At 69.3% G+C, this 20,906-nt stretch carries 17 protein-coding genes; 8 read left to right on the forward strand and 9 right to left on the reverse strand.

Translation table 11 applies throughout. The features are described 5' to 3' along the window. The first annotated feature begins 1 nt into the window (after position 1). The 6 genes from uvrB to IE325_RS16210 all read left to right on the forward strand — a co-directional run bounded on the left by uvrB (position 2) and on the right by IE325_RS16210 (position 7,885). Positions 2-2,149, forward strand: a complete 2,148-nt coding sequence (gene uvrB / locus IE325_RS16185; RefSeq protein ID WP_190070597.1) for an excinuclease ABC subunit UvrB — start codon at positions 2-4, stop codon at positions 2,147-2,149. Positions 2,150-2,283: 134 nt separating this feature from the next. Next, complete coding sequence (locus tag IE325_RS16190) at positions 2,284-2,862, forward strand: TerD family protein (protein ID WP_190070598.1); 579 nt, start codon at positions 2,284-2,286, stop codon at positions 2,860-2,862. Positions 2,863-2,927: 65 nt separating this feature from the next. Then, the gene (locus tag IE325_RS16195) at positions 2,928-4,988 is read left to right on the forward strand and encodes a TerD family protein (protein ID WP_190070599.1); all 2,061 of its coding nucleotides are present in this window, start codon (positions 2,928-2,930) and stop codon (positions 4,986-4,988) included. Between the two features lie 223 nt (positions 4,989-5,211). Further along, entirely contained in the window at positions 5,212-6,213 is a 1,002-nt protein-coding gene (locus IE325_RS16200; protein ID WP_190070600.1) for a TerC/Alx family metal homeostasis membrane protein, read from the forward strand. 141 nt (positions 6,214-6,354) lie between these two features. Next, positions 6,355-6,657, forward strand: a complete 303-nt coding sequence (locus IE325_RS16205; RefSeq protein ID WP_190070601.1) for a hypothetical protein — start codon at positions 6,355-6,357, stop codon at positions 6,655-6,657. A 127-nt stretch (positions 6,658-6,784) separates the two neighbouring features. Further along, positions 6,785-7,885: a calcium:cation antiporter gene (locus tag IE325_RS16210; protein WP_190070602.1), complete on the forward strand. Its 1,101-nt coding sequence runs from the start codon at positions 6,785-6,787 to the stop codon at positions 7,883-7,885. A 21-nt stretch (positions 7,886-7,906) separates the two neighbouring features. Here the strand turns inward: IE325_RS16210 and IE325_RS16215 are convergent, their stop codons facing one another. Together IE325_RS16215 and IE325_RS16220 are read right to left on the reverse strand one after the other, a co-directional pair. Further along, on the reverse strand, positions 7,907-9,178 hold the full coding sequence (locus IE325_RS16215) for an MFS transporter (RefSeq protein ID WP_190070827.1): 1,272 nt from the start codon (positions 9,176-9,178) through the stop codon (positions 7,907-7,909). Between the two features lie 98 nt (positions 9,179-9,276). Next, positions 9,277-10,323, reverse strand: a complete 1,047-nt coding sequence (locus IE325_RS16220; RefSeq protein WP_190070603.1) for a S66 family peptidase — start codon at positions 10,321-10,323, stop codon at positions 9,277-9,279. A gap of 103 nt (positions 10,324-10,426) precedes the next feature. Between IE325_RS16220 and aroQ the strand changes: the two genes are divergently transcribed. Beyond that, complete coding sequence (gene aroQ / locus IE325_RS16225; RefSeq protein WP_190070604.1) at positions 10,427-10,900, forward strand: type II 3-dehydroquinate dehydratase; 474 nt, start codon at positions 10,427-10,429, stop codon at positions 10,898-10,900. 49 nt (positions 10,901-10,949) lie between these two features. On the opposite strand, the gene IE325_RS16230 is transcribed toward aroQ, so the two are convergent. From IE325_RS16230 to IE325_RS16250, 5 genes are all read right to left on the reverse strand, one after another. Next, on the reverse strand, positions 10,950-11,678 hold the full coding sequence (locus IE325_RS16230) for an amino acid ABC transporter ATP-binding protein (protein ID WP_308437662.1): 729 nt from the start codon (positions 11,676-11,678) through the stop codon (positions 10,950-10,952). A 35-nt stretch (positions 11,679-11,713) separates the two neighbouring features. Beyond that, on the reverse strand, positions 11,714-12,631 hold the full coding sequence (locus tag IE325_RS16235; protein WP_190070605.1) for an amino acid ABC transporter permease: 918 nt from the start codon (positions 12,629-12,631) through the stop codon (positions 11,714-11,716). Next, on the reverse strand, positions 12,628-13,512 hold the full coding sequence (locus IE325_RS16240) for an ABC transporter substrate-binding protein (RefSeq protein ID WP_190070606.1): 885 nt from the start codon (positions 13,510-13,512) through the stop codon (positions 12,628-12,630). The genes IE325_RS16235 and IE325_RS16240 overlap by 4 nt, the downstream gene beginning before the upstream one ends. 300 nt (positions 13,513-13,812) lie before the next feature. Beyond that, entirely contained in the window at positions 13,813-14,469 is a 657-nt protein-coding gene (locus IE325_RS16245) for an MBL fold metallo-hydrolase (RefSeq protein ID WP_190070607.1), read from the reverse strand. Positions 14,470-14,512: 43 nt separating this feature from the next. Further along, positions 14,513-15,199, reverse strand: a complete 687-nt coding sequence (locus IE325_RS16250; RefSeq protein WP_190070608.1) for a maleylpyruvate isomerase family mycothiol-dependent enzyme — start codon at positions 15,197-15,199, stop codon at positions 14,513-14,515. A gap of 250 nt (positions 15,200-15,449) precedes the next feature. Here IE325_RS16250 and uvrA point away from each other — a divergent pair, with 250 nt between their 5' ends. Then, the gene (gene uvrA / locus IE325_RS16255; RefSeq protein ID WP_190070609.1) at positions 15,450-18,524 is read left to right on the forward strand and encodes an excinuclease ABC subunit UvrA; all 3,075 of its coding nucleotides are present in this window, start codon (positions 15,450-15,452) and stop codon (positions 18,522-18,524) included. A gap of 178 nt (positions 18,525-18,702) precedes the next feature. Here the strand turns inward: uvrA and IE325_RS16260 are convergent, their stop codons facing one another. Beyond that, positions 18,703-19,614: a carbohydrate kinase family protein gene (locus IE325_RS16260; RefSeq protein WP_190070610.1), complete on the reverse strand. Its 912-nt coding sequence runs from the start codon at positions 19,612-19,614 to the stop codon at positions 18,703-18,705. Continuing rightward, positions 19,611-20,759: a LacI family DNA-binding transcriptional regulator gene (locus IE325_RS16265; RefSeq protein WP_190070611.1), complete on the reverse strand. Its 1,149-nt coding sequence runs from the start codon at positions 20,757-20,759 to the stop codon at positions 19,611-19,613. The genes IE325_RS16260 and IE325_RS16265 overlap by 4 nt, the downstream gene beginning before the upstream one ends. Positions 20,760-20,906: the final 147 nt, after the last annotated feature.

The raw sequence follows: 20,906 nt of genomic DNA on the forward strand, positions 1-20,906 counted from the left end.
CATGCGGCCCGTTTCCAGTATCGAACGCACGGTGGCGCCCTTCGAGGTCGTCAGCCCCTACCAGCCCAGCGGTGACCAGCCGCAGGCCATCGCCGAGCTCGCCCGGCGCATCGAAGCCGGTGAGAAGGACGTCGTCCTGCTCGGCGCGACCGGCACCGGCAAGTCCGCGACCACCGCGTGGATGATCGAGAAGCTCCAGCGTCCCACCTTGGTGATGGCACCGAACAAGACGCTGGCCGCCCAGCTGGCGAACGAATTCCGCGAACTCCTGCCGAACAACGCCGTCGAATACTTCGTCTCGTACTACGACTACTACCAGCCCGAGGCGTACGTCCCGCAGTCGGACACCTACATCGAGAAGGACTCCTCGATCAACGAGGAGGTCGAGCGACTGCGCCACTCCGCGACCAACTCGCTGCTCACCCGCCGCGACGTCATCGTGGTCGCCTCGGTCTCCTGCATCTACGGCCTCGGTACACCCCAGGAGTACGTGGACCGCATGGTCCCCCTCAAGGTCGGCGAGGAGATCGACCGGGACCAGCTGCTGCGCCGTTTCGTGGACATCCAGTACACACGCAACGACCTGGCCTTCACCCGCGGCACCTTCCGCGTCCGCGGCGACACCATCGAGATCTTCCCGGTCTACGAGGAGCTCGCCGTCCGCATCGAGATGTTCGGCGACGAGATCGAGGCCCTGTCCACGCTGCACCCGCTGACCGGCGAGATCATCAGCGACGACGAGCAGCTGTACGTCTTCCCGGCCTCCCACTACGTCGCGGGCCCCGAGCGCATGGAGCGGGCCGTCAACGACATCGAGAAGGAGCTGGGCGAGCGCCTCGCCGAGCTGGAGAAGCAGGGCAAGCTCCTGGAGGCCCAGCGGCTGCGGATGCGGACGACTTACGACCTGGAGATGCTCCGTCAGATCGGCAGCTGCTCCGGTGTCGAGAACTACTCGATGCACTTCGACGGCCGCGAGCCGGGCTCCGCGCCGAACACCCTGCTGGACTACTTCCCGGAGGACTTCCTCCTCGTCATCGACGAGTCGCATGTGACGGTGCCGCAGATCGGCGCCATGTACGAGGGCGACGCCTCCCGCAAGCGCACCCTGGTCGACCACGGCTTCCGCCTGCCCTCCGCCCTCGACAACCGTCCCCTCAAGTGGGAGGAGTTCCAGGGGCGCATCGGGCAGACCGTCTATCTGTCGGCGACCCCGGGCAATTACGAGCTCTCCCGCGGCGACGGCCAGGTCGAGCAGATCATCCGCCCCACCGGCCTCGTCGACCCGGAGGTCGTCGTCAAGCCCACCGAGGGCCAGATCGACGACCTGGTCCACGAGATCCGGGAGCGCGTCGAGAAGGACGAGCGGGTCCTGGTCACCACCCTCACCAAGAAGATGGCCGAGGACCTCACGGCCTACTTCCTGGAGCTCGGCATCCAGGTCCGCTATCTGCACAGCGATGTCGACACCCTGCGCCGTGTCGAGCTGCTGAGAGAGCTGCGCGCGGGCGAGTTCGACGTCCTCGTCGGCATCAACCTGCTGCGCGAGGGCCTCGACCTGCCCGAGGTGTCCCTGGTGGCGATCCTCGACGCCGACAAGGAGGGCTTCCTGCGCTCCGGTACGTCCCTCATCCAGACCATCGGCCGCGCCGCGCGTAACGTCTCCGGCCAGGTCCACATGTACGCCGACAAGATCACCCCGGCGATGGAGAAGGCCATCGACGAGACCAACCGCCGCCGGGAGAAGCAGGTCGCGTACAACAAGGCGAACGGCATCGACCCCCAGCCGCTGCGCAAGAAGATCAACGACATCGTCGCGCAGATCGCCCGCGAGGACGTCGACACCGAGCAGTTGCTCGGCACCGGCTACCGCGCGAAGAAGGACGGCCGGGGCACCAAGGCCCCCGTGCCCTCCCTCGGCGACAAGGCGGCCAAGGGGGCGAAGGCCGCCAAGTCCGCCAGGGGCAAAGCGAAGGAGACGGTGCCGACGGACCGTCCGGCGGCCGATCTCGCCGAGCAGATCGAGGAGCTGACGGAGCGTATGCGCGCCGCCGCGGCCGATCTGCAGTTCGAGATCGCGGCCCGGTTGCGTGACGAGGTGTCCGAGATGAAGAAGGAACTGCGACAGATGAAAGAGGCAGGCCTGGCCTGACACGCACGCGCTGTGTTGCAAGACCGACACAAAGTGGGGACCGGGGTACGTCACTGTCAGTGCCCCTGCGTAGGGTTCTGGTCATCCGCGGACTCCGCGGCCAACAGGGGACAGCTCGAGAGGGGATTCAGCACGTGACCGTCAACATGACCAAGGGTCAGGCCATCAGTCTGCAGAAGAACGACGGCGGCAGCCTGACCGCGGTGCGCATGGGTCTCGGCTGGCAGGCGGCTCCCCGGCGCGGCCTGTTCGGCTCGCGCACGCGGGAGGTCGACCTCGACGCCTCGGCCGTCCTGTTCGCGGACAAGCAGCCGGTCGACGTCGTCTTCTTCCGTCACCTGGTGAGCGACGACGGCTCGGTCCGTCACACCGGTGACAACCTCGTCGGCGGTGTCGGCCAGGGCGGCGACGACGAGGCCATCCTCGTCGACCTCGCGCGCATCCCGGTCCACATCGACCAGATCGTCTTCACCGTGAACTCCTTCACGGGCCAGACCTTCCAGGAGGTGCAGAACGCCTTCTGCCGTCTGGTCGACGAGACCAACGGCCAGGAACTCGCCCGGTACACGCTCGCCGGTGGTGGCGCCTACACCGCTCAGATCATGGCGAAGGTGCACCGCTCGGGCCCGGGCTGGTCGATGACGGCCCTCGGCACGCCGGCCAACGGCCGCACGTTCCAGGACCTGATGCCGTCGATCCTGCCGCACCTGTAGGACACCCGAGGCGGCCCGGCGGGCGGCACACGACACAAGACACAGCGACACAGGGGGACGAAGGCATGACGGCCGAGCTGGTGCGGGGGCAGAACCACCCGCTCTCCCAGGCCCGTCTGGAGATCCGGGTCTCGGCCGGCACGCCGATGGTGGCCGCCGCCACGCTCGGCGACGAGCAGGGGAAGATCCACGGCGTCGAATGGGTGGCACACCCCGGCGCCCCCACCCTGCCCGGCCTGGAGGTCTCCAAGCAGGCGGCCGCCGACCATCGCCTCGCGGTGGATCTGGACGCCATGCCGGAGGCCGTCCACCGTGTCAGTGTGCTGCTCGCCCTGCCGATGGGGGTCGGCGGCCCGACCCGCTTCGGCGCCGTCCCCACCCCGTTCGTCGCGGTCACCGGCCTCGACGGCGCCGAGGTCGCCAGCTACACCGTCACCGGCCTGGAGGCCGAGTCGGCCGTGGTCGCCCTGGAGCTCTACCGCCGCCAGGGCGCCTGGAAGGTGCGCGCCATCGGCCAGGGCTACGCCGACGGTCTCGCCGGGCTCTTCACCGACCAGGGCCTGCCCCAGGCGCAGCAACTGGCCGGAAGCATCAACGAAGCGGTGGCGCAGGGCATGGCCCGCTCGATCCCGGCGCCCCCGCCGCGCACGGACGGCGACCGTTCCCGGCAGACCGCCGCACCGGCACTCGGCCCGGACCAGGGCGGCCAGGCATCGCAGGGCGCCACCGGTCCCGTACCACCACAGACATCGCCGTACGGCGCACAGACACCCGACGGGCCCGGCCAGCCGACACCGCAGCCGAACTCCCCGTACGGCACGCCGGCGCAGGGGCAGCCCGCGTCGCAGCCGCCGTACCAGGGCGGAGCCGGCGCCACCGACCCCGGCCAGACGGGCACGTCCGGCGGTCCCATCAACTACAGCCATCCGCGCCGGCAGAACGCGGCTCCGCCACCGCCCCCGCCGACCGCGCCCCCGGCCCAGCCGGGACAGCCCGCGCAGCCCGTCGCGGGCGACGCCACCGGCTGGTCCATGGACGAGCGGCTCTACAACCAGGTCTGGGGCATGTTCGAGGACCTGGCCCGCACTACCGCCGCATACCGCAGCGCGGTCGACTTCGCCGAGTCGCGCATGGACAAGGAGCTCGACCAGGTCCTGTCGGACCCGCGCAGCCGGATCGGTGGACAGGGCGACGCCGCACGCGAGGCCGCCCAGGCCAAGCACACGGAGCTGGTCAACCAGGCCAGGGAGGCCCTCGACCGGGACCTCGCCCAGCTCACGGCGGAGGCCGAGGTCGTCGAGCCCGCACTGCCGCCCGCGTACGCGCGCTGGGACAACCCCGTGTGGCACGGCTATCGCGTACCGATGGAGATTCCCATGGCACTGCGCCTGGGCGACCTCCATCTCCCCGAGAGCGACCGGTTGCGCATCCCGATGCTGGTCCGGCTGCCGTTGGAGCGGGGCCTGTGGATCGACAGCGGGCGCGGCAGTTCACTCGACGGCTCGTTCACCGACTCCCACGATCTGCGGCGCCTCGCGATGGAGACGGCCGTGGCGAACGCGGCCCGGCTGCTCGCGGTCTATCCGGCCGGTGAGTTCACCGTGCACGTCATCGACCCGGCGGGTTCGGGCGCTCAGGCGCTCGCACCGCTGGTGCAGACCGGTGTGCTCGCGGCCCCGCCCGCCGTGGGCGCGGCTGGAGTCGCGGATGTCCTCGGGCGGCTCACTCAGCGCGTCGACCTGGTGCAGATGGCTCTGCGCGGCGGTGCGCCGGACTCCCTGCCACCGGGCTTCGACACCTCCCAGCAGCTGCTGATCGTCAACGACTTCCCGCACGGCTTCGACGACCGTGCCGTGAACCAGCTGCGCTATCTGGCGGACGAGGGCCCGGCGGTCGGCGTCCATCTGATGATGGTCGCGGACCGCGAGGAGGCGGCCGGCTACGGCCCGCTGCTCGACCCGCTGTGGCGTGCGTTGATGCGTCTGACGCCGGTGCCGGACGATCACCTCGCCGACCCCTGGGTGGGGCATGCCTGGACCTATGAGCCCTCGCTCGTCCCGCCCGGCAGCCAGGTCCTCCAGCAGGTCCTGTCACAGGTCGCGGCGGCCCGCACCCATTACCGGTAAACAGCCTCTGACCTGCGCATTTGGCACTCCTTTTGCCAATCGCTTTACCTTTCCTTGGTGATTGGGTACTCTTCTTTGCACGGAGGGGAGTACTCCCTGTCTGCTGCGGCGTACCCGTCAATACGGATCAGGCCAGATCCCGGGGCGTCGGCCCATCCTGGGTGGAAGAGACCTCCGGCGCGCGACGACGCTGACATTTGCCGTTACGACTGCCGGAGGCGCAGTGGAAGTCTCGACGACCCTATGGGTCCTGACCATCGTGGGCCTTGCCGCTCTCATCGCGGTCGATTTCTTCATCGGCCGTAAGCCGCACGACGTATCGATCAAGGAAGCCGGAATCTGGACGGTCGTCTGGATCGCCCTGGCCGGCCTGTTCGGGCTCGGCCTGCTGATCTTCGGCAGCGGACAGGCCGGCGGCGAGTTCTTCGCCGGCTTCATCACCGAGAAGTCGCTGAGCGTCGACAATCTCTTCGTCTTCGTCCTGATCATGGCGAAGTTCGCCGTGCCGTCCCAGTACCAGCAGCGAGTACTGCTGGTCGGTGTTCTCATCGCTCTTGTGCTGCGGGCCATCTTCATCGCCGCCGGCGCCGCGATCCTCGCCAGCTTCGCGTGGGTGTTCTACCTCTTCGGCGCCTTCCTGATCTGGACCGCCTGGAAGCTCATCCAGGAGGCCCGGGCCGGCGACGAGGAGGAGGAGTTCGAGGAGAACAAGCTGCTCAAGGCGGCCGAGAAGCGATTCGGCGTGGCCGACCGCTACCACGGCACCAAGCTGTGGATCCAGGAGAACGGCAAGCGGGTCATGACCCCGATGCTGGTCGTGATGCTCGCGATCGGCACCACGGACGTCCTGTTCGCCCTGGACTCCATCCCCGCCATCTTCGGCCTGACCCAGGACCCGTACATCGTGTTCACGGCCAACGCGTTCGCGCTGATGGGCCTGAGGCAGCTGTACTTCCTCATCGGCGGTCTGCTGAAGAAGCTGGTCCACCTCAGCTACGGCCTGTCGATCATCCTCGGCTTCATCGGCGTGAAGCTGGTGCTGCACGCGCTGCACGAGTCCGGGGTCCATGTCCCCGAGATCAGCATCCCGGTCTCTCTCGGCGTGATCTGCGCGGTCCTGATCATCACCACGATCACCAGCCTGCGGGCCTCCAAGAAGCAGGCGGCGGCCGAGGCGGCGCAGGAAGGGAGCGAAGGCGCTCCGAAGGACAGCATCGACGTCTGACCACGTCGGACGTAGCAAGAACCAACACCGGGGGTGGTGCCCAGCGAATTGCCGAGCACCGCTCCCGGTGCTTCGTTGGGTGCCGGGTGTCCCCGGCCGGGGACACCACGGCCGGGGGTGGAGGCACCTGTGGACGCACCCATGAAGTTCGTACAGATCATCGACTTCGAGACGGACCGCATCGAAGAGATGCGGGAGCTGGCCCAAGAGACCGAACAGCGCCTGGCGGGCCGCAGCGGCGGCCCCACACGCCGGCTCGTCCTCAAGGACAGGGGGCAGGCGGGCCGCTACCTCGTAGTGATCGAGTTCGACTCCCACGAGGACGCCATGCGCAACAGTGACGACCCCGAGACCACCAAGTTCGCGGAGCAGATGGCCGCGCTGTGCACCCGGCCGCCGTCCTTCACGGACTGCGACGTACAGGAGACGACCGATTTCGCATAGCGACATACGCGACACAGGGGCCCCGCATCCGGAGGGCGCGGGGCCGCCTGGCAACCACTCCGACCGCCCTTCCGCCCCTCACACCGACCGGAATGCGAACCCTCAGGGCCTCTGCGACGATCGCTCCATGATCGCTCGGCTCCGGCCGTTCGCGACACGGTGGACGTCCTACGTGCCGGTGCTCGCGTTCGTCCTGCTGATCTTCACCTGGGGACGGGATCTGCCCGGCGCGGTCGTCGCGCTGGTGACGCTGATCCTGGCCGGTGCCGTCCTGGCCGCCGTGCACCACGCCGAAGTGGTCGCGCACCGGGTCGGCGAACCCTTCGGCTCCCTCGTCCTCGCCGTGGCCGTCACGATCATCGAGGTCGCCCTGATCGTGACCCTGATGGCCGACGGCGGTGACAAGAGCTCCACCCTCGCCCGGGACACCGTCTTCGCGGCCGTGATGATCACCTGCAACGGCATCGTCGGCCTGTGTCTGCTGGTCGCCTCGCTGCGTCACCGTACGGCGGTCTTCAACCCCGAAGGCACCGGCGCCGCCCTCGCCACGGTGGCCACCCTCGCCACGCTCAGTCTGGTGCTGCCGACGTTCACCACCAGCAAGCCCGGCCCGGAGTTCTCCAGTGTCCAGCTGACGTTCGCCGCACTGTCCTCGCTGATCCTGTACGGCCTGTTCGTGACGACCCAGACCGTACGGCACCGCGACTACTTCCTCCCCATCACCCGGCTCGGCGAGGTGATCACCTCGGACGACCACGCCGACGCGCCCTCCAAGCGCTCCGCGCTGATCAGCCTCGGCCTGCTGGGCCTCGCCCTGATCGGCGTGGTCGGCCTGGCCAAGGGCGTGTCACCCACCATCGAGAACGGAGTGGAGGCAGCCGGCCTCCACCATGCCGTCGTCGGTGTGGTCATCGCCCTGCTGGTGCTGCTCCCGGAGACGATCGCCGCCCTGCGCGCCGCCCGCCGGGACCGCGTACAGACCAGCCTGAATCTCGCGCTCGGCTCGGCGATGGCCAGCATCGGCCTGACCATCCCCGCGGTCGCCCTGGCCTCCATCTGGCTCTCCGGCCCACTCGTCCTCGGCCTCGGCCCCACGCACATGGTGCTGCTCGCCCTGACGGTGGTGGTGAGCTCGCTGACGGTCGTACCGGGGCGGGCGACGCCGCTCCAGGGCGGCGTTCACCTGGTGCTGTTCGCGGCGTATCTGGAGCTCGCCATCAACCCGTAGCCAAGGCTGTTCCGTAGCCCGTCACCCGGTGGCGGGCTCCACCGCCGTCACCGGCACCGGACGCGTCTCGGGCAGCAGCGCGAAGCACCCCAGACTGAGCAGCGCGACCCCCGTCAGATACGCCGCCACCCCCCAGGGCACCCGACCACCCTGCTCGACGAGCGCCGTCGCCACGATCGGCGTGAGCGCGCCCCCGAGGACTCCGCCGAGGTTGTAGCCCACCGCGGCGCCCGTGCAGCGCACCCGGGGTTCGTACAACTCCGGCAGATACGCGGCGATCACCGCGAACATCGTGATGAACGCGATCATCGCCCCGAGGAAGCCCAGGAACATCAGCAGCGGCTGCGCCGTGGCGAGGAGCGCGATCATCGGGAACATCCACAGGGCGCAGGCGGTGCACCCGAGCAGGCACAGCGGACGCCGCCCGTACCGGTCGCCGAGCATCGCCACCAGCGGGGTGAGCGAACCCTTCACGACCACCGCGCCCATGATGCAGGTCAGCATGACGCCGCGGTTCACCCCGAGCCGTTCCGTGGCGTAGGCCAGGGACCAGGTCGTCACGGTGTAGAAGATCGCGTACCCGATCGACAGCGCCCCCGCCGTCAGCAGCACGAGCCGCCAGTGTTCACGGACGACCTCGGCGAGCGGCACGCGCGCGTGGTCGTCGAGTTCCAGGAACCGGGGGCTCTCGGTGAGCGACGACCGCAGCCACAGCCCCACCATCGCCAGCACGCCCGCCGCCCAGAACGGCACCCGCCAGCCCCACGCGGCGAACTGCGCGTCGGTCAGCGTCGCCGACAGCGCCAGCACCACACCATTGGCGAGCAGAAACCCCAGCGCGGGCCCGACCTGCGGAAAGCTCGACCACAGACCGCGCCGCCCGGCGGGCGCGTGCTCCACGGTCAGCAGCACGGCTCCGCCCCACTCGCCGCCGAGCCCGAGCCCTTGAAGGAAGCGCAGCACGAGCAGCAGCAGGGGAGCGGTCACACCGATCGTCCCGTACGTCGGTACACAGCCGACCGCGACCGTGGAGGCGCCGGTCAGCAGCAGTGAGCCGACGAGGACCGGGCGCCGTCCGTGCCGATCCCCGATGTGCCCGAACAGCACCGACCCCAAGGGGCGCGCCACGAACCCCACCCCGAACGTGGCGAAGGCGGCCAGCGTCCCCGCCACCGGGGAGAAGGTCGGGAAGAACAGCGGCCCCAGGACCAGCGCCGCCGCGGTCCCGTAGACGAAGAAGTCGTAGAACTCGATGGCCGTCCCGGCGAGTGAGGCGGCCGCGAGCCGCAGCATGGACGGGGAGCCCTTTACGGTGCGTACATCGTGCATGCTGCGTCAACTACCCACAGTGATCGCGGGTTACGGGGGCGTGCGGGCGCGCTCGGCCCCCGTCAGTACGTGACGGTGATGCGCCGGGCCGGGCCGTCGACGCGGACGATACCGCCGTAGGGGATCACGAGTTGCGGATCGGTGTGGCCGAAGTCCACGTCGAAGACGATCGGAGTGTTGGGGGCATATACACGCATGGCCCGCAGCACGGCTTCGCGCTGCTCGGCGGCATAACGAGCGGCCTCCTCGGGGCCGTTGGGGCGCTGGAAGGACCAGGTCTTCGCCCGGCCCATCAGGAGCGCGGAGAAGCGCTGGAGCAGCCCACGTTCGCCCATGTTGCGAAGCGTCCAGAAGACCTCGCTCGCGCTCGGCATCTCCTCCGACGTCTCCAGCAACAGCACTCCGCCGTCGTACTCGGAGAGGTCAGGCGCGATCTCCCGGTCGGCCATCAGCAGCCAGCCGACGATCTCCAGACAGCCGCCCCAGGTGCGGCCCTCCACCACGCGGTCGGCGTTCACCCAGGTCCATCCGTCGCCGGGCCTCGTCTCGGGCTCCGCGTCGAATGTCGCGGGGTCGGCCCAGTCACGGTTGATGTCGTTCCAACGCTCGGCGGGCCCGAGTTCGTACTCGCCGGACGTGAACAGCGCGGCCCGCAGTGAGTTGGCGGTCTGCGGGTTCATGGCGCCGGGACGGCCCAGCTCGCACATCACGGTCGCGCCGTGGAAGCCGACGATTCCGGTGTTGCGCAGGAACATCAACAGGTTCGTGTTGTCGCTCATCCCGAAGAACGGCTTCGGGTTCGCCCGGATCAACTCCCGGTCCAGCAGCGGCAGCACCGTGATCTGGTCGTCGCCGCCGATGGACGCGATGACCGCCTTGATGTCCGGGTCGGCGAAGGCGGCGTGGATGTCGTCGGCCCGCTCCTGCGGCGTCGAGCCCATCTTGCGGGTCGCCGGATACTCGACCGGTTCGAGCCCGTACTCCTTACGCAGCCGCTCCAGGCCCAGTTCAAAGGGGCGCGGCAGGATACCGGGCAGGCCCGCGCCGGGCGAGATGACGGCGACGCGGTCGCCGGGGGAGGGCTTGGGAGGGTACGAAGCAGTGGTCATACCCGGAGGCTATGGGGAACCGCGTGGTCCATGCACCGTGATAAACCGGGGTCTGAGCAGCGGTCATCGACGCACCGCCGCACCCCGACGGACCGGAGGAACCGTGCCCCGCACCCTGGCCAACGCCCCGATCATGATCCTCAACGGCCCCAATCTGAATCTGCTCGGCCAGCGCCAGCCCGAGATCTACGGCTCCGAGACTCTCGACGATGTCAGGGCCCTGTGCGCCAAGGCGGTGGCCGCACACGGCGGCACCATCGACTTCCGGCAGTCCAACCATGAGGGCGAGCTGGTCGACTGGATCCACGAGGCACGGCTCAATCACTGCGGGATCGTGATCAACCCCGGTGCCTACTCGCACACCTCTGTGGCGATCCTGGATGCGCTCAACACCTGTGACGGCCTTCCCGTGTTGGAGGTCCACATCTCCAACATCCACAAGCGCGAGTCCTTCCGGCACCACTCCTACGTCTCGCTGCGTGCCGACGGGGTCATCGCGGGGTGCGGTGTGCAGGGGTATGTGTTCGGCGTGGAGCGGGTCGCGGCACTCGTGGGGGCGGGCCAGGCGGACACGTGACCTCGGCAGGCGGGCGGTTGTAAGGACCGCCGTCCATAGCGAGCGGTCCTTACAACCGCCCCGCCTCCACGATCCGCCGCAGGAAGCGCCGCGTACGTTCCTCCTGCGGGTCGCCGAAGATCTGTTCGGCCGGGCCGCGCTCCAGCACCACGCCTCCGTCCAGAAAACAAACCTGGTCGGCGACCTCGCGGGCGAACCCCATCTCGTGGGTGGCCAGCACCATCGTCATTCCGTCCGCTTTCAAGTCACGGACGACGGCGAGGACTTCGCCCACCAGCTCGGGGTCGAGGGCGGCGGTGATCTCGTCGAGCAGCAGCAGCCGGGGACGTACGGCCAGGGCGCGGACGATCGCGACGCGCTGCTGCTGGCCGCCGCTGAGCCGGTCCGGGTACTCGCCCGCCTTGCCGGCCAGCCCGAGCCGCTCCAGCAGCTCACGCGCGTGTGCCTCGGCCTCGGCACGGGACTGCCCGTGCACCCGGCGCGGGGCGAGCGTGATGTTCTCCAGGACCGTCATGTGCGGGAAGAGGTTGTACGCCTGGAACACCACGCCGATACGGCGGCGTACGGCGTCCTGGTCGACGCGCGGATCGGTGATCTCCTCTCCGTCCAGCCAGATCGCGCCGTCATCGATCTCCTCCAGCAGGTTCGCGCACCGCAGCAGCGTGGACTTGCCGGAGCCGGAGGCCCCGATCAGCGCGGTCACCGTGTGCGGGGCGACCTCCAGGCCGACGTCACGCAGCACGACCGAGCCGCCGAAGGTCTTGCGCACGGACTCCATGCGCAGCACGGGTGCGTCGCTCGCCGGTGTGGCGCTCACAGGGCTCCTCCTTGGGCGCGCCGGCGGTCCATCCGTGCCGTCACCCAGTCCGTGAAGCGGGTCATCGGGATGGTCAGTGCCACGAAGATCAGGCCCGCGACGATGTACGGCGTGTAGTTGAGACTGCGGCCCACGATGATGTCCGCGGCCCGCACGGCGTCCACGGCGCCGCCGATCGACACCAGCCCGGTGTCCTTCTGCAGCGACACCAGGTCGTTCAGCAGCGGCGGCACCTGACGGCGTACCGCCTGCGGCAGGACGACATGCCGCAGTGCCTGCCGGTTGGTGAGACCGAGCGAGCGTGCCGCGGCGCGCTGCGAGGGGTGCACCGACTCGATGCCCGCGCGGAACACCTCGGCCACGTACGCCGAATACGTCAATGTCAGCGCCGTACCGCCCAGCAGCACCGGATCGACGGTCACGCCCTGGAGCCGCAGCGCGGGGACGCCGAGGACGACGATCATGAGGTTAATGATGAGCGGAAGGCCCCGGAAGAAGTCCGTGTAGGCGGCCGCCAGCACGCGCAGCGGGAAGAACACCGGGCCGCGAAGCGTGCGGGCGACGGCGATGAGCATCCCGAGGACGAGTACGCAGGCGCCGCAGATCAGCAGCAGCCGGACGTTGAGCCACAGCCCTTCGAGGACCTTGGGGAACGCCTCGCGCGCGTACTCCCAGTCGAAGAACGTCTCCTTGGTGCGCGGCCAGCCCGGCGCGTTGACCACGACCAGGTAGAGCACGACACCCGTGACCAGGGTGGAGAGGGCGCCGATGGCCGTGGCGCGGCGGGCGCGGGCGCGCTTGTAACGCTCGCGGTCGAGCCGCCGCTGCGAGGGCACGTAGCCGTCGCCCTCGCCGGGCATGCCGCCGTCGCCGTCCGCGCCCTCCTGGCCGGACTCCTCCTTCGTGACGGTCACTTGAGCACCGGGGCGTCGACGGCGTCGGACAGCCACTGCTGCTCCAGCTTGCCCAGGGTGCCGTCCTTGCGCAGGGCGTCCACGGCCTCCGTCACGCACGGGGTGAGCGCGCTGCCCTTGTCGAGCACGAGCCCGAACTGCTCAGGCGTGCCGCCCTGGTTCTCGAACTGGCCGACGATCGTCGCGTTCTGCACCTCGGCCGCGGTGATGTAGAAGGCGGTCGGCAGATCGACCACGATGGCGTCGACCTGGCCGTTCTTCAGCGCGGACTTGGCCTGGTCGTTCTTGGCGTACGCGGCGGCCTCCTGGGTCGGCTTCACCACGTCGTCGATGTAGTCGAGGCTGGTGGTGCCGACCTGCGCGCCCAGCTTGAGGCCCTTCAGGTCGGCGATGCTCTTCGCCTTGGCCGCCTTGGAGTCCTTCAGAGCGATGACGGCCTGGCGGACGTCGTAGTAGCCGGAGGAGAAGTCCACGGCCTTCTTGCGTTCGTCCTTGATCGACACCTGGTTGATGTCGAAGTCGAAGGTCTTCTCACCGGGCGCGAAAGCCTTGTTGAACGGGACGCTCTGCCAGACGACGGCGCCCTTGTCGTAGCCGAGCCGCTTCGCCACGGCGTACGCGACCGCCGATTCGAAGCCCTCACCATTGGCGGGCTTGTCGTCCTTGAACCAGGGTTCGTAGGCCGGCTCATCGGTGGCGATGGTCAGCTTGCCGGACGTCTCGGTGGCCAACTTGCCCTGGGCGCAGGTGTTCCCGGCCGAACCCGACGGCGCGTCGGCGGCCTTCTCCTCCGGCTGCGGAGCGCAGCCGAGAGCGGTGGCGAGCAGGGCGGTCGTTGCGACGGCGACAGCGCGGCGCAGGGCGCGGGGGGCAGGGTGCATGGCGCGAGATTGACAGTACATCGTCGTCTTTGTCGAGGTCACGACGGTGAATGTCCGCATATTGGGAACGGGTGTTGCGTTCCCGTGAACAATGTCCCGCGACTCGACATCTCCACGTGAGCGCGCCGGGGCCGCCGGTCGAGGGCGGGGTTGAGAGACCGGCGGCCCCTCCGCTCAGGAGCCGTCATCCTGTGCGGGGCTGCTTCCAGTTGACTGCGCAACAACGCGCGCCGGGAGCGCGCGCATGGCACCAGCGCGTGTGAACGGTTCACACGGGGCGTGAGCGCCGGTTCCGTGCGCTCACCAGCCCCGAGCGCGCCACTCCGGAAGCTGCGGCCGCTCGGTGCCCAGCGTCGTGTCGTCGCCGTGCCCCGGGTAGACCCATGTCTCGTCCGGCAGCACGTCGAAGATCTTCGTCTCCACGTCATGGATCAGGCTCGCGAACGCCTTCGGATCCTTACGGGTGTTGCCCACACCGCCCGGGAACAGGCAGTCCCCGGTGAACACATGGGGATGCCCGTGCGGGTCGTCGTAGACGAGGGCGATCGAACCCGGCGTGTGCCCGACCAGATGGCGCGCGGTGAGCTCCACGCGCCCCACCCGGATCGTGTCACGGTCGTCGACCAGGACATCGGTCGGCACCGGGATGCCGTCTGCGTCGTCCCGGCCGGCGTACGTACGCGCGCCAGTGGCCTCGACCACCGCGGCGAGTGCCTGCCAGTGGTCGCCGTGCTGGTGCGTGGTGACGACGGACGCGATGCCGTCGTCACCGATCATGCCGAGCAGGGATTCCGCTTCGTTCGCGGCGTCGATCAGGAGTTGCTCGTCCGTGGCCCGGCAGCGCAGCAGATAGGCGTTGTTGTTCATCGGGCCGACCGCGATCTTGGTGATCATCAGGTCCTTGAGCTCGTGCACATCGGCGGGGCCACCGACCGTCACCTGTCCGCTGTACGTCATGGCGGCAGCCTATAGCGGGGGAACGCTCGACGGCCCCCCGGCGCTACAGCGGAGGAAGCGACGGCAGAGCGCCGCCCGCCACGGTCAGCCCTGCCCCGTCGCGACGCCCGGCGAGCCAGCCCAGCAGGTCGGGGGCGGAACCGTGGACGGTGATGTCGGGAGCCTCCGCGTCCCGCCCGGTGCTCCACACGCGCGTGCCGTCCGTGAGGCGGGTCGGCGGCACATCGGCGTGCCCGCCGAACCGGTCCGCGAGGAACTCGATCTCCCGCTCGGTGAACTCGGCCGGCAGGTCCTCCAGCTCGTACCCGATCCCGAGATCCACATGGTGCAGCTCCACCTCGACCCACCGTCGGAACGGCACCCGGGCCGCCGCATCGGTGACGCCGTTGCGCAGCTCGACGGTGCGCGACCAGTCCGCGGGCACGGCCCCGGCCTCCTGGAAGCGGACGGCGCTCTCGCGCACGTCGGTGAGCTGGATGTCGAGGGGGCGCGGGGCGTCCCGGTCGATGTCGGCGTCCCGGGCGGTGCCGGACACGTACATGGGACGGCCTTCCAGGACGTTCACGAGCGCGTCCGCGTTGCGCGCGATGTGTGCGAGAACATGGCCGCGGCTCCAGCCGGGGAGCCGTGACGGCTCGGCCACCGACGCGTTGTCCAGCTTGGCCGCTGCGGTGAGCAGCCGGTCGGTCGCTTCACGTACAGACACCAGGTCACGAGCGTGATCAATCATGGTGCTGACACTAGTCCCGCCACACCTTTGGGTGAAGGTGGTGAACGAGTGCCGTAAATCGAATGCGCGTGCTATAAGGTCGGTCGTGACGTCGGGCATGCTGGAAGCCCCGGGATTGTTGTCGCATCCGGGAATCCGACCGGCGTTGTCAGTGGCTCCCCCTACTCTGAGGAAGCACGGGGGCCTCGAAGCCGAGAACACACGGGGGCCTCGCCCCCTGTCACTTCTCTCAAGAAAGGTGCGGACCGGCGTGGCCGACCGTCTCATCGTCCGTGGCGCGCGCGAGCACAATCTGAAGAATGTCTCGCTCGACCTGCCGCGCGACTCGCTCATCGTCTTCACGGGCCTGTCGGGGTCGGGCAAGTCCTCGCTGGCCTTCGACACCATCTTCGCCGAGGGGCAGCGGCGCTACGTGGAGTCGCTGTCGTCGTACGCCCGGCAGTTCCTCGGCCAGATGGACAAGCCGGACGTCGACTTCATCGAGGGTCTGTCCCCGGCCGTCTCCATCGACCAGAAGTCGACCTCGCGCAACCCGCGCTCCACGGTCGGCACCATCACCGAGGTCTACGACTATCTGCGTCTGCTCTTCGCGCGCATCGGCAAGCCGCACTGCCCCGAGTGCGGTCGCCCGATCACCCGCCAGTCACCGCAGGCCATCGTCGACAAGGTCCTGGAGCTGCCGGAGGGGAGCCGCTTCCAGGTGCTGTCGCCGCTGGTGCGCGAGCGCAAGGGCGAGTTCGTCGACCTCTTCGCCGACCTTCAGACCAAGGGCTACTCCCGCGCGCGCGTGGACGGCGAGACCATCCAGCTGTCCAGCCCGCCCACGCTGAAGAAGCAGGAGAAGCACACCATCGAGGTGGTCGTCGACCGCCTCACGGTGAAGGACACCGCCAAGCGCCGCCTCACCGACTCCGTGGAGACCGCCCTCGGGCTGTCCGGCGGCATGGTCGTGCTCGACTTCGTCGACCTCCCCGCGGACGACCCCGAGCGCGAGCGCATGTACTCGGAGCACCTGTACTGCGCGTACGACGACCTCTCCTTCGAGGAGCTGGAGCCGCGTTCCTTCTCCTTCAACTCGCCGTTCGGCGCCTGCCCCGAGTGCACCGGCATCGGCACGCGCATGGAGGTCGACCCCGAGCTGATCGTCCCGGACGAGGACAAGTCCCTCGACGAGGGCGCCATCCACCCCTGGTCGCACGGCCACACCAAGGACTACTTCGGCCGCCTGATCGGCGCCCTCGCGGACGCGCTGGGCTTCCGGACCGACATCCCCTTCGCGGGCCTGCCGCAGCGCGCCAAGAAGGCCCTGCTCCACGGCCACAAGACGCAGATCGAGGTCCGGTACCGCAACAGATACGGCCGCGAGCGTGTCTACACGACGCCCTTCGAAGGAGCCGTCCCCTTCGTCAAGCGCCGGCACAGCGAGGCCGAGAGCGACGCCAGCCGTGAGCGCTTCGAGGGCTATATGCGCGAGGTGCCCTGCCCCACCTGTGAGGGCACGCGTCTGAAGCCGATCGTCCTCGCGGTCACGATCATGGAGAAGTCGATCGCCGAGGTCTCCGCGATGTCGATCAGCGACTGCGCGGAGTTCCTGGGCGAGCTGAAGCTCAACGCCCGCGACAAGAAGATCGCCGAGCGCGTGCTGAAGGAGGTCAACGAGCGGCTGCGGTTCCTGGTCGACGTCGGCCTGGACTACCTCTCGCTCAACCGCGCGGCCGGCACACTCTCCGGCGGCGAGGCTCAGCGCATCCGCCTGGCCACCCAGATCGGCTCCGGACTCGTCGGCGTGCTGTACGTCCTCGACGAGCCGTCCATCGGTCTGCACCAGCGCGACAACCACCGGCTGATCGAGACCCTCGTCCGACTGCGCGACATGGGCAACACACTCATCGTGGTCGAGCACGACGAGGACACCATCAAGACCGCCGACTGGATCGTCGACATCGGCCCCGGCGCCGGTGAGCACGGCGGCAAGGTGGTGCACACCGGCTCCCTGAAGGAGCTGCTCGCCAACGACGAGTCGCAGACCGGTCAGTACCTGGCCGGCAAGAAGTCGATCCCGCTGCCCGACATCCGGCGCCCGCACGACCCGTCCCGGCTGCTCACGGTGCACGGCGCCCGCGAGAACAACCTCCAGGACATCGACGTCTCGTTCCCGCTGGGCGTGTTCACCGCGGTCACCGGTGTGTCCGGCTCCGGCAAGTCGACGCTGGTCAACGACATCCTGTACACGCACCTGGCGCGTGAGCTCAACGGCGCGCGCAGCGTTCCCGGGCGGCACACGCGCGTGGACGGCGACGACCTCGTCGACAAGGTCGTACATGTCGACCAGTCGCCCATCGGCCGCACCCCGCGCTCGAACCCGGCGACGTACACCGGAGTCTTCGACCACGTCCGCAAGCTGTTCGCCGAGACCACCGAGGCGAAGGTCCGCGGCTACATGCCGGGTCGCTTCTCCTTCAACGTCAAGGGCGGCCGCTGCGAGAACTGCGCGGGCGACGGCACCATCAAGATCGAGATGAACTTCCTCCCGGACGTCTATGTCCCGTGCGAGGTCTGCCACGGCGCCCGGTACAACCGGGAGACCCTGGAGGTCCACTACAAGGGCAAGTCCATCTCCGAGGTCCTGAACATGCCGATCGAGGAAGCCATGGACTTCTTCGAGGCCGTCCCGGCGATCAACCGCCACCTCAGGACGCTGAACGACGTCGGTCTCGGCTACGTCCGGCTCGGCCAGTCCGCGACCACCCTGTCCGGCGGTGAGGCCCAGCGGGTGAAGCTCGCCAGCGAGCTGCAGAAGCGCTCCACCGGCCGCACTGTCTACGTCCTGGACGAGCCGACCACCGGTCTGCACTTCGAGGACATCAGCAAGCTGCTGAAGGTCCTCTCCGGTCTGGTCGACAAGGGCAACACGGTCATCGTCATCGAGCACAACCTCGACGTGATCAAGACCGCCGACTGGGTCGTGGACATGGGCCCCGAGGGCGGCGCCGGCGGTGGCCTCGTCCTCGCCGAGGGCACCCCCGAGGCGATCGCCGCGGTACCCGCCAGCCACACCGGCAAGTTCCTGCGCGAGATCCTCGGCGCCGACCGCATCAGCGACGCGGCCTCGGTGAAGGCCCCGCGCAAGACGGCGGCCAGGAAGACGGTCGCGGCGGGATCGACGGCGAAGAGGACGGCGACGGCCAAGACCACGAAGGCGGTCAACAACAAGGTCACCGACAAGGCGACCGGGGCCACGAAGAAGACGGCCGCCGCGAAGAAGACCGCCGCCACGAAGAAGGCGACGCCCGCGAAGAAGACGACGAGGGCCAGCAAGGCCTGAGTACGGCGAGCGATCAGCGACGGGCAGCGAGTCCGAACAAATCCTGAAAATGCTGAGACGTGCGGCGCCCCGCGGGAACTCCCCGCGGGGCGCCGCACGTTGGATCATCAGCGGCCCGATCCAGGCGGCCGTGACGGACCTTGACTCCTCAACAGTGGAATGGAAGAGAGAACGCCTCCTAGAAGTCCCCCAGTTCGGAGGCGTACGGTGGCTCGGCTCCCGCCCGGGAACAGGTGATCGCGGCAGCCCGCGCCGCGAACCGCAACAGCCTTGTCCAGCCATCGGCGCCGAGTCCCGCGAGCGCCTCGGCGGACAGGGCGTCCTGGGCGGCCAGCCCGTGCAACAGGGCCGCGTTCACGGTGTCGCCCGCACCGATCGTGTCCACGACGTCGACCACCTCACCCGCTACGGAGTACACCGCACCGCCCCGGGTGAAGGCGGTCAGCCCGTCACCGCCCTGAGTGATCACCACGGCCGCAGGTCCCGCGGCCAGCCACTCACGCGGCGTGCCGCCCAGCCACAGCGCGTCCTCCTCGGAGAGCTTGAGGAGCGACACCGAGGGCAGCCAGCTCTTGAACCGGGCCCGGTAGCCGTCCGGGTCGGGGATCAGCCCTGCCCTGATGTTCGGGTCGAGCGCGGTGAACACCCCTTGCCCGGCCGCGCTCCGCATCAGCTCCTCATAGGCGCTCGCCCCGGGCTCCAGGACGAGCGAACAAGTGCCGAACGAGACCGCGCGCGCCCGCGCGGGCAGCTCCGCAGGTGCCTCGAAGAGCCGGTCGGCGGTGCCCTCGACATAGAAGGAGTAGGCGGCCGAGCCGTGCGCGTCGATCGTGGCGACGGCGAGAGTGGTCGGCTCCAGACCGCGCTGCACGCCCGACACATCCACCCCCGCCTCCCGCAGCCCGTCGAGCAGGGCCTCGCCGAACGCGTCAGAGGACGTGCGGGAGCAGAAGGCGGTGGGGGAGCCGAGGCGGCCGAGGGCCACGGCGGTGTTGTAGGGCCCGCCGCCGAGCGCCGGCGTCAGACTCGCGAGGGCGCCCGTGCCCTGCGGTACCAGGTCGATCAGAGCCTCACCGGCGACGACGATCACGAGACGGTTCCTTTCACAGACGGCAGGGGCTGTTCGGGGCTGTCGGCAGGCGGTGACTCGATGGCGCCCTCGGATCGCACGGGCCGTGCGGGCACCGTGCGCCTCGCGGATCTTCCCGGCCGGTTCGGCTGTTCCGGGCAGCCGCACGAGGTGCGATGCACGAAGGCGCAGGGGAGACGCACGGTCCGGGCCGGCCGCTCCGGCGAGTCGAGGCGGTCCAGGAGCACCCGGACGGCCTGTGCGCCGATGTCCCGGCTGGGCTGGGCGATCGCGGTGAGCCTGGGGGAGAACAGATCGGCCCAGGCGAAGTCGTCGAAGCAGCACAGCGCGATGTCGTCGGGCACGGACAGGCCGTGGTCACGCAGAGCGCGCAGTGCGCCCATGGTCATCGCATTGTTGGCGGTGACCAGCGCCGTGGGCGGCGAGGCCAGCGACAGCAGGGCGGCGGTGGCCTGCTCGGCTCCGGCCGACTCCGAGTCGCCGTGCACGACGAGACGTTCGTCGTGGGCGAGCCCCGCCCCGGCCAGGCCGTGCCGGTATCCGGCAAGCCGTTCGGCGGTGGTGCTGAGTCCGGGCAGCCCGGCGACCAGGCCGATCCGCCGGTGCCCGAGGCCCGCGAGGTGGGTGACCAGCTCGGCCATGGGCTCGGCACTGTCGGCGCAGACCTGGTCGAACCGCGTCGAGCCGTCGGCAGGGGCGTCGACGACACGGTCGAGGAGGACGGTCGGCACCTTGTGGCGCCCGAGGTAGGAGAGGAGTTCGCCCGGATCGGCGGAGGGCGCGACGATCATGCCGTCCACGCGGCGCTCGTGCAGCAGCTGGGCGACCTTGCGCTCATGCTCCGGGTCGTCGTGCGGGTCGGCGATGAGCAGGCTGTAGCCGTGTTCCAGAGCCGCGGCCTCGACGCCCTGGAGGATCTCCGTGAAGTACGGATTGCTGATCGCCGACACCGCGAGCCCGATGGACCGCGTGCGGGAGGTCACCAGGGAGCGGGCGAGGGTGTTGGGCGTGTAGCCGAGCTCCTCCATGGCGTCCAGCACCGCCTGACGGGTGTGGGGCAGCACGGGCCGGGTCCCGTTCAGCACATGCGAGACGGTCGCCACGGACACGCCGGCGCTCCGGGCGACGTCGGCCATGGTTGCCATCTCGATCCCTTCCCTGCGCAGCGCCTCTTCGTGGGCCGTCGCGGTTTCTCTGGCCGGGAAGGTATCTCATTCCCAAGCCAGACGTAAACGCTTGCGCAATCGTTTACGTCCCGAGCGGAACCCACCGAGGGAAGAGTCAGGGCCCAC

The organism is Streptomyces lanatus, from assembly GCF_014655715.1.
Classification (GTDB): Bacteria; Actinomycetota; Actinomycetes; order Streptomycetales; family Streptomycetaceae; genus Streptomyces; species Streptomyces lanatus.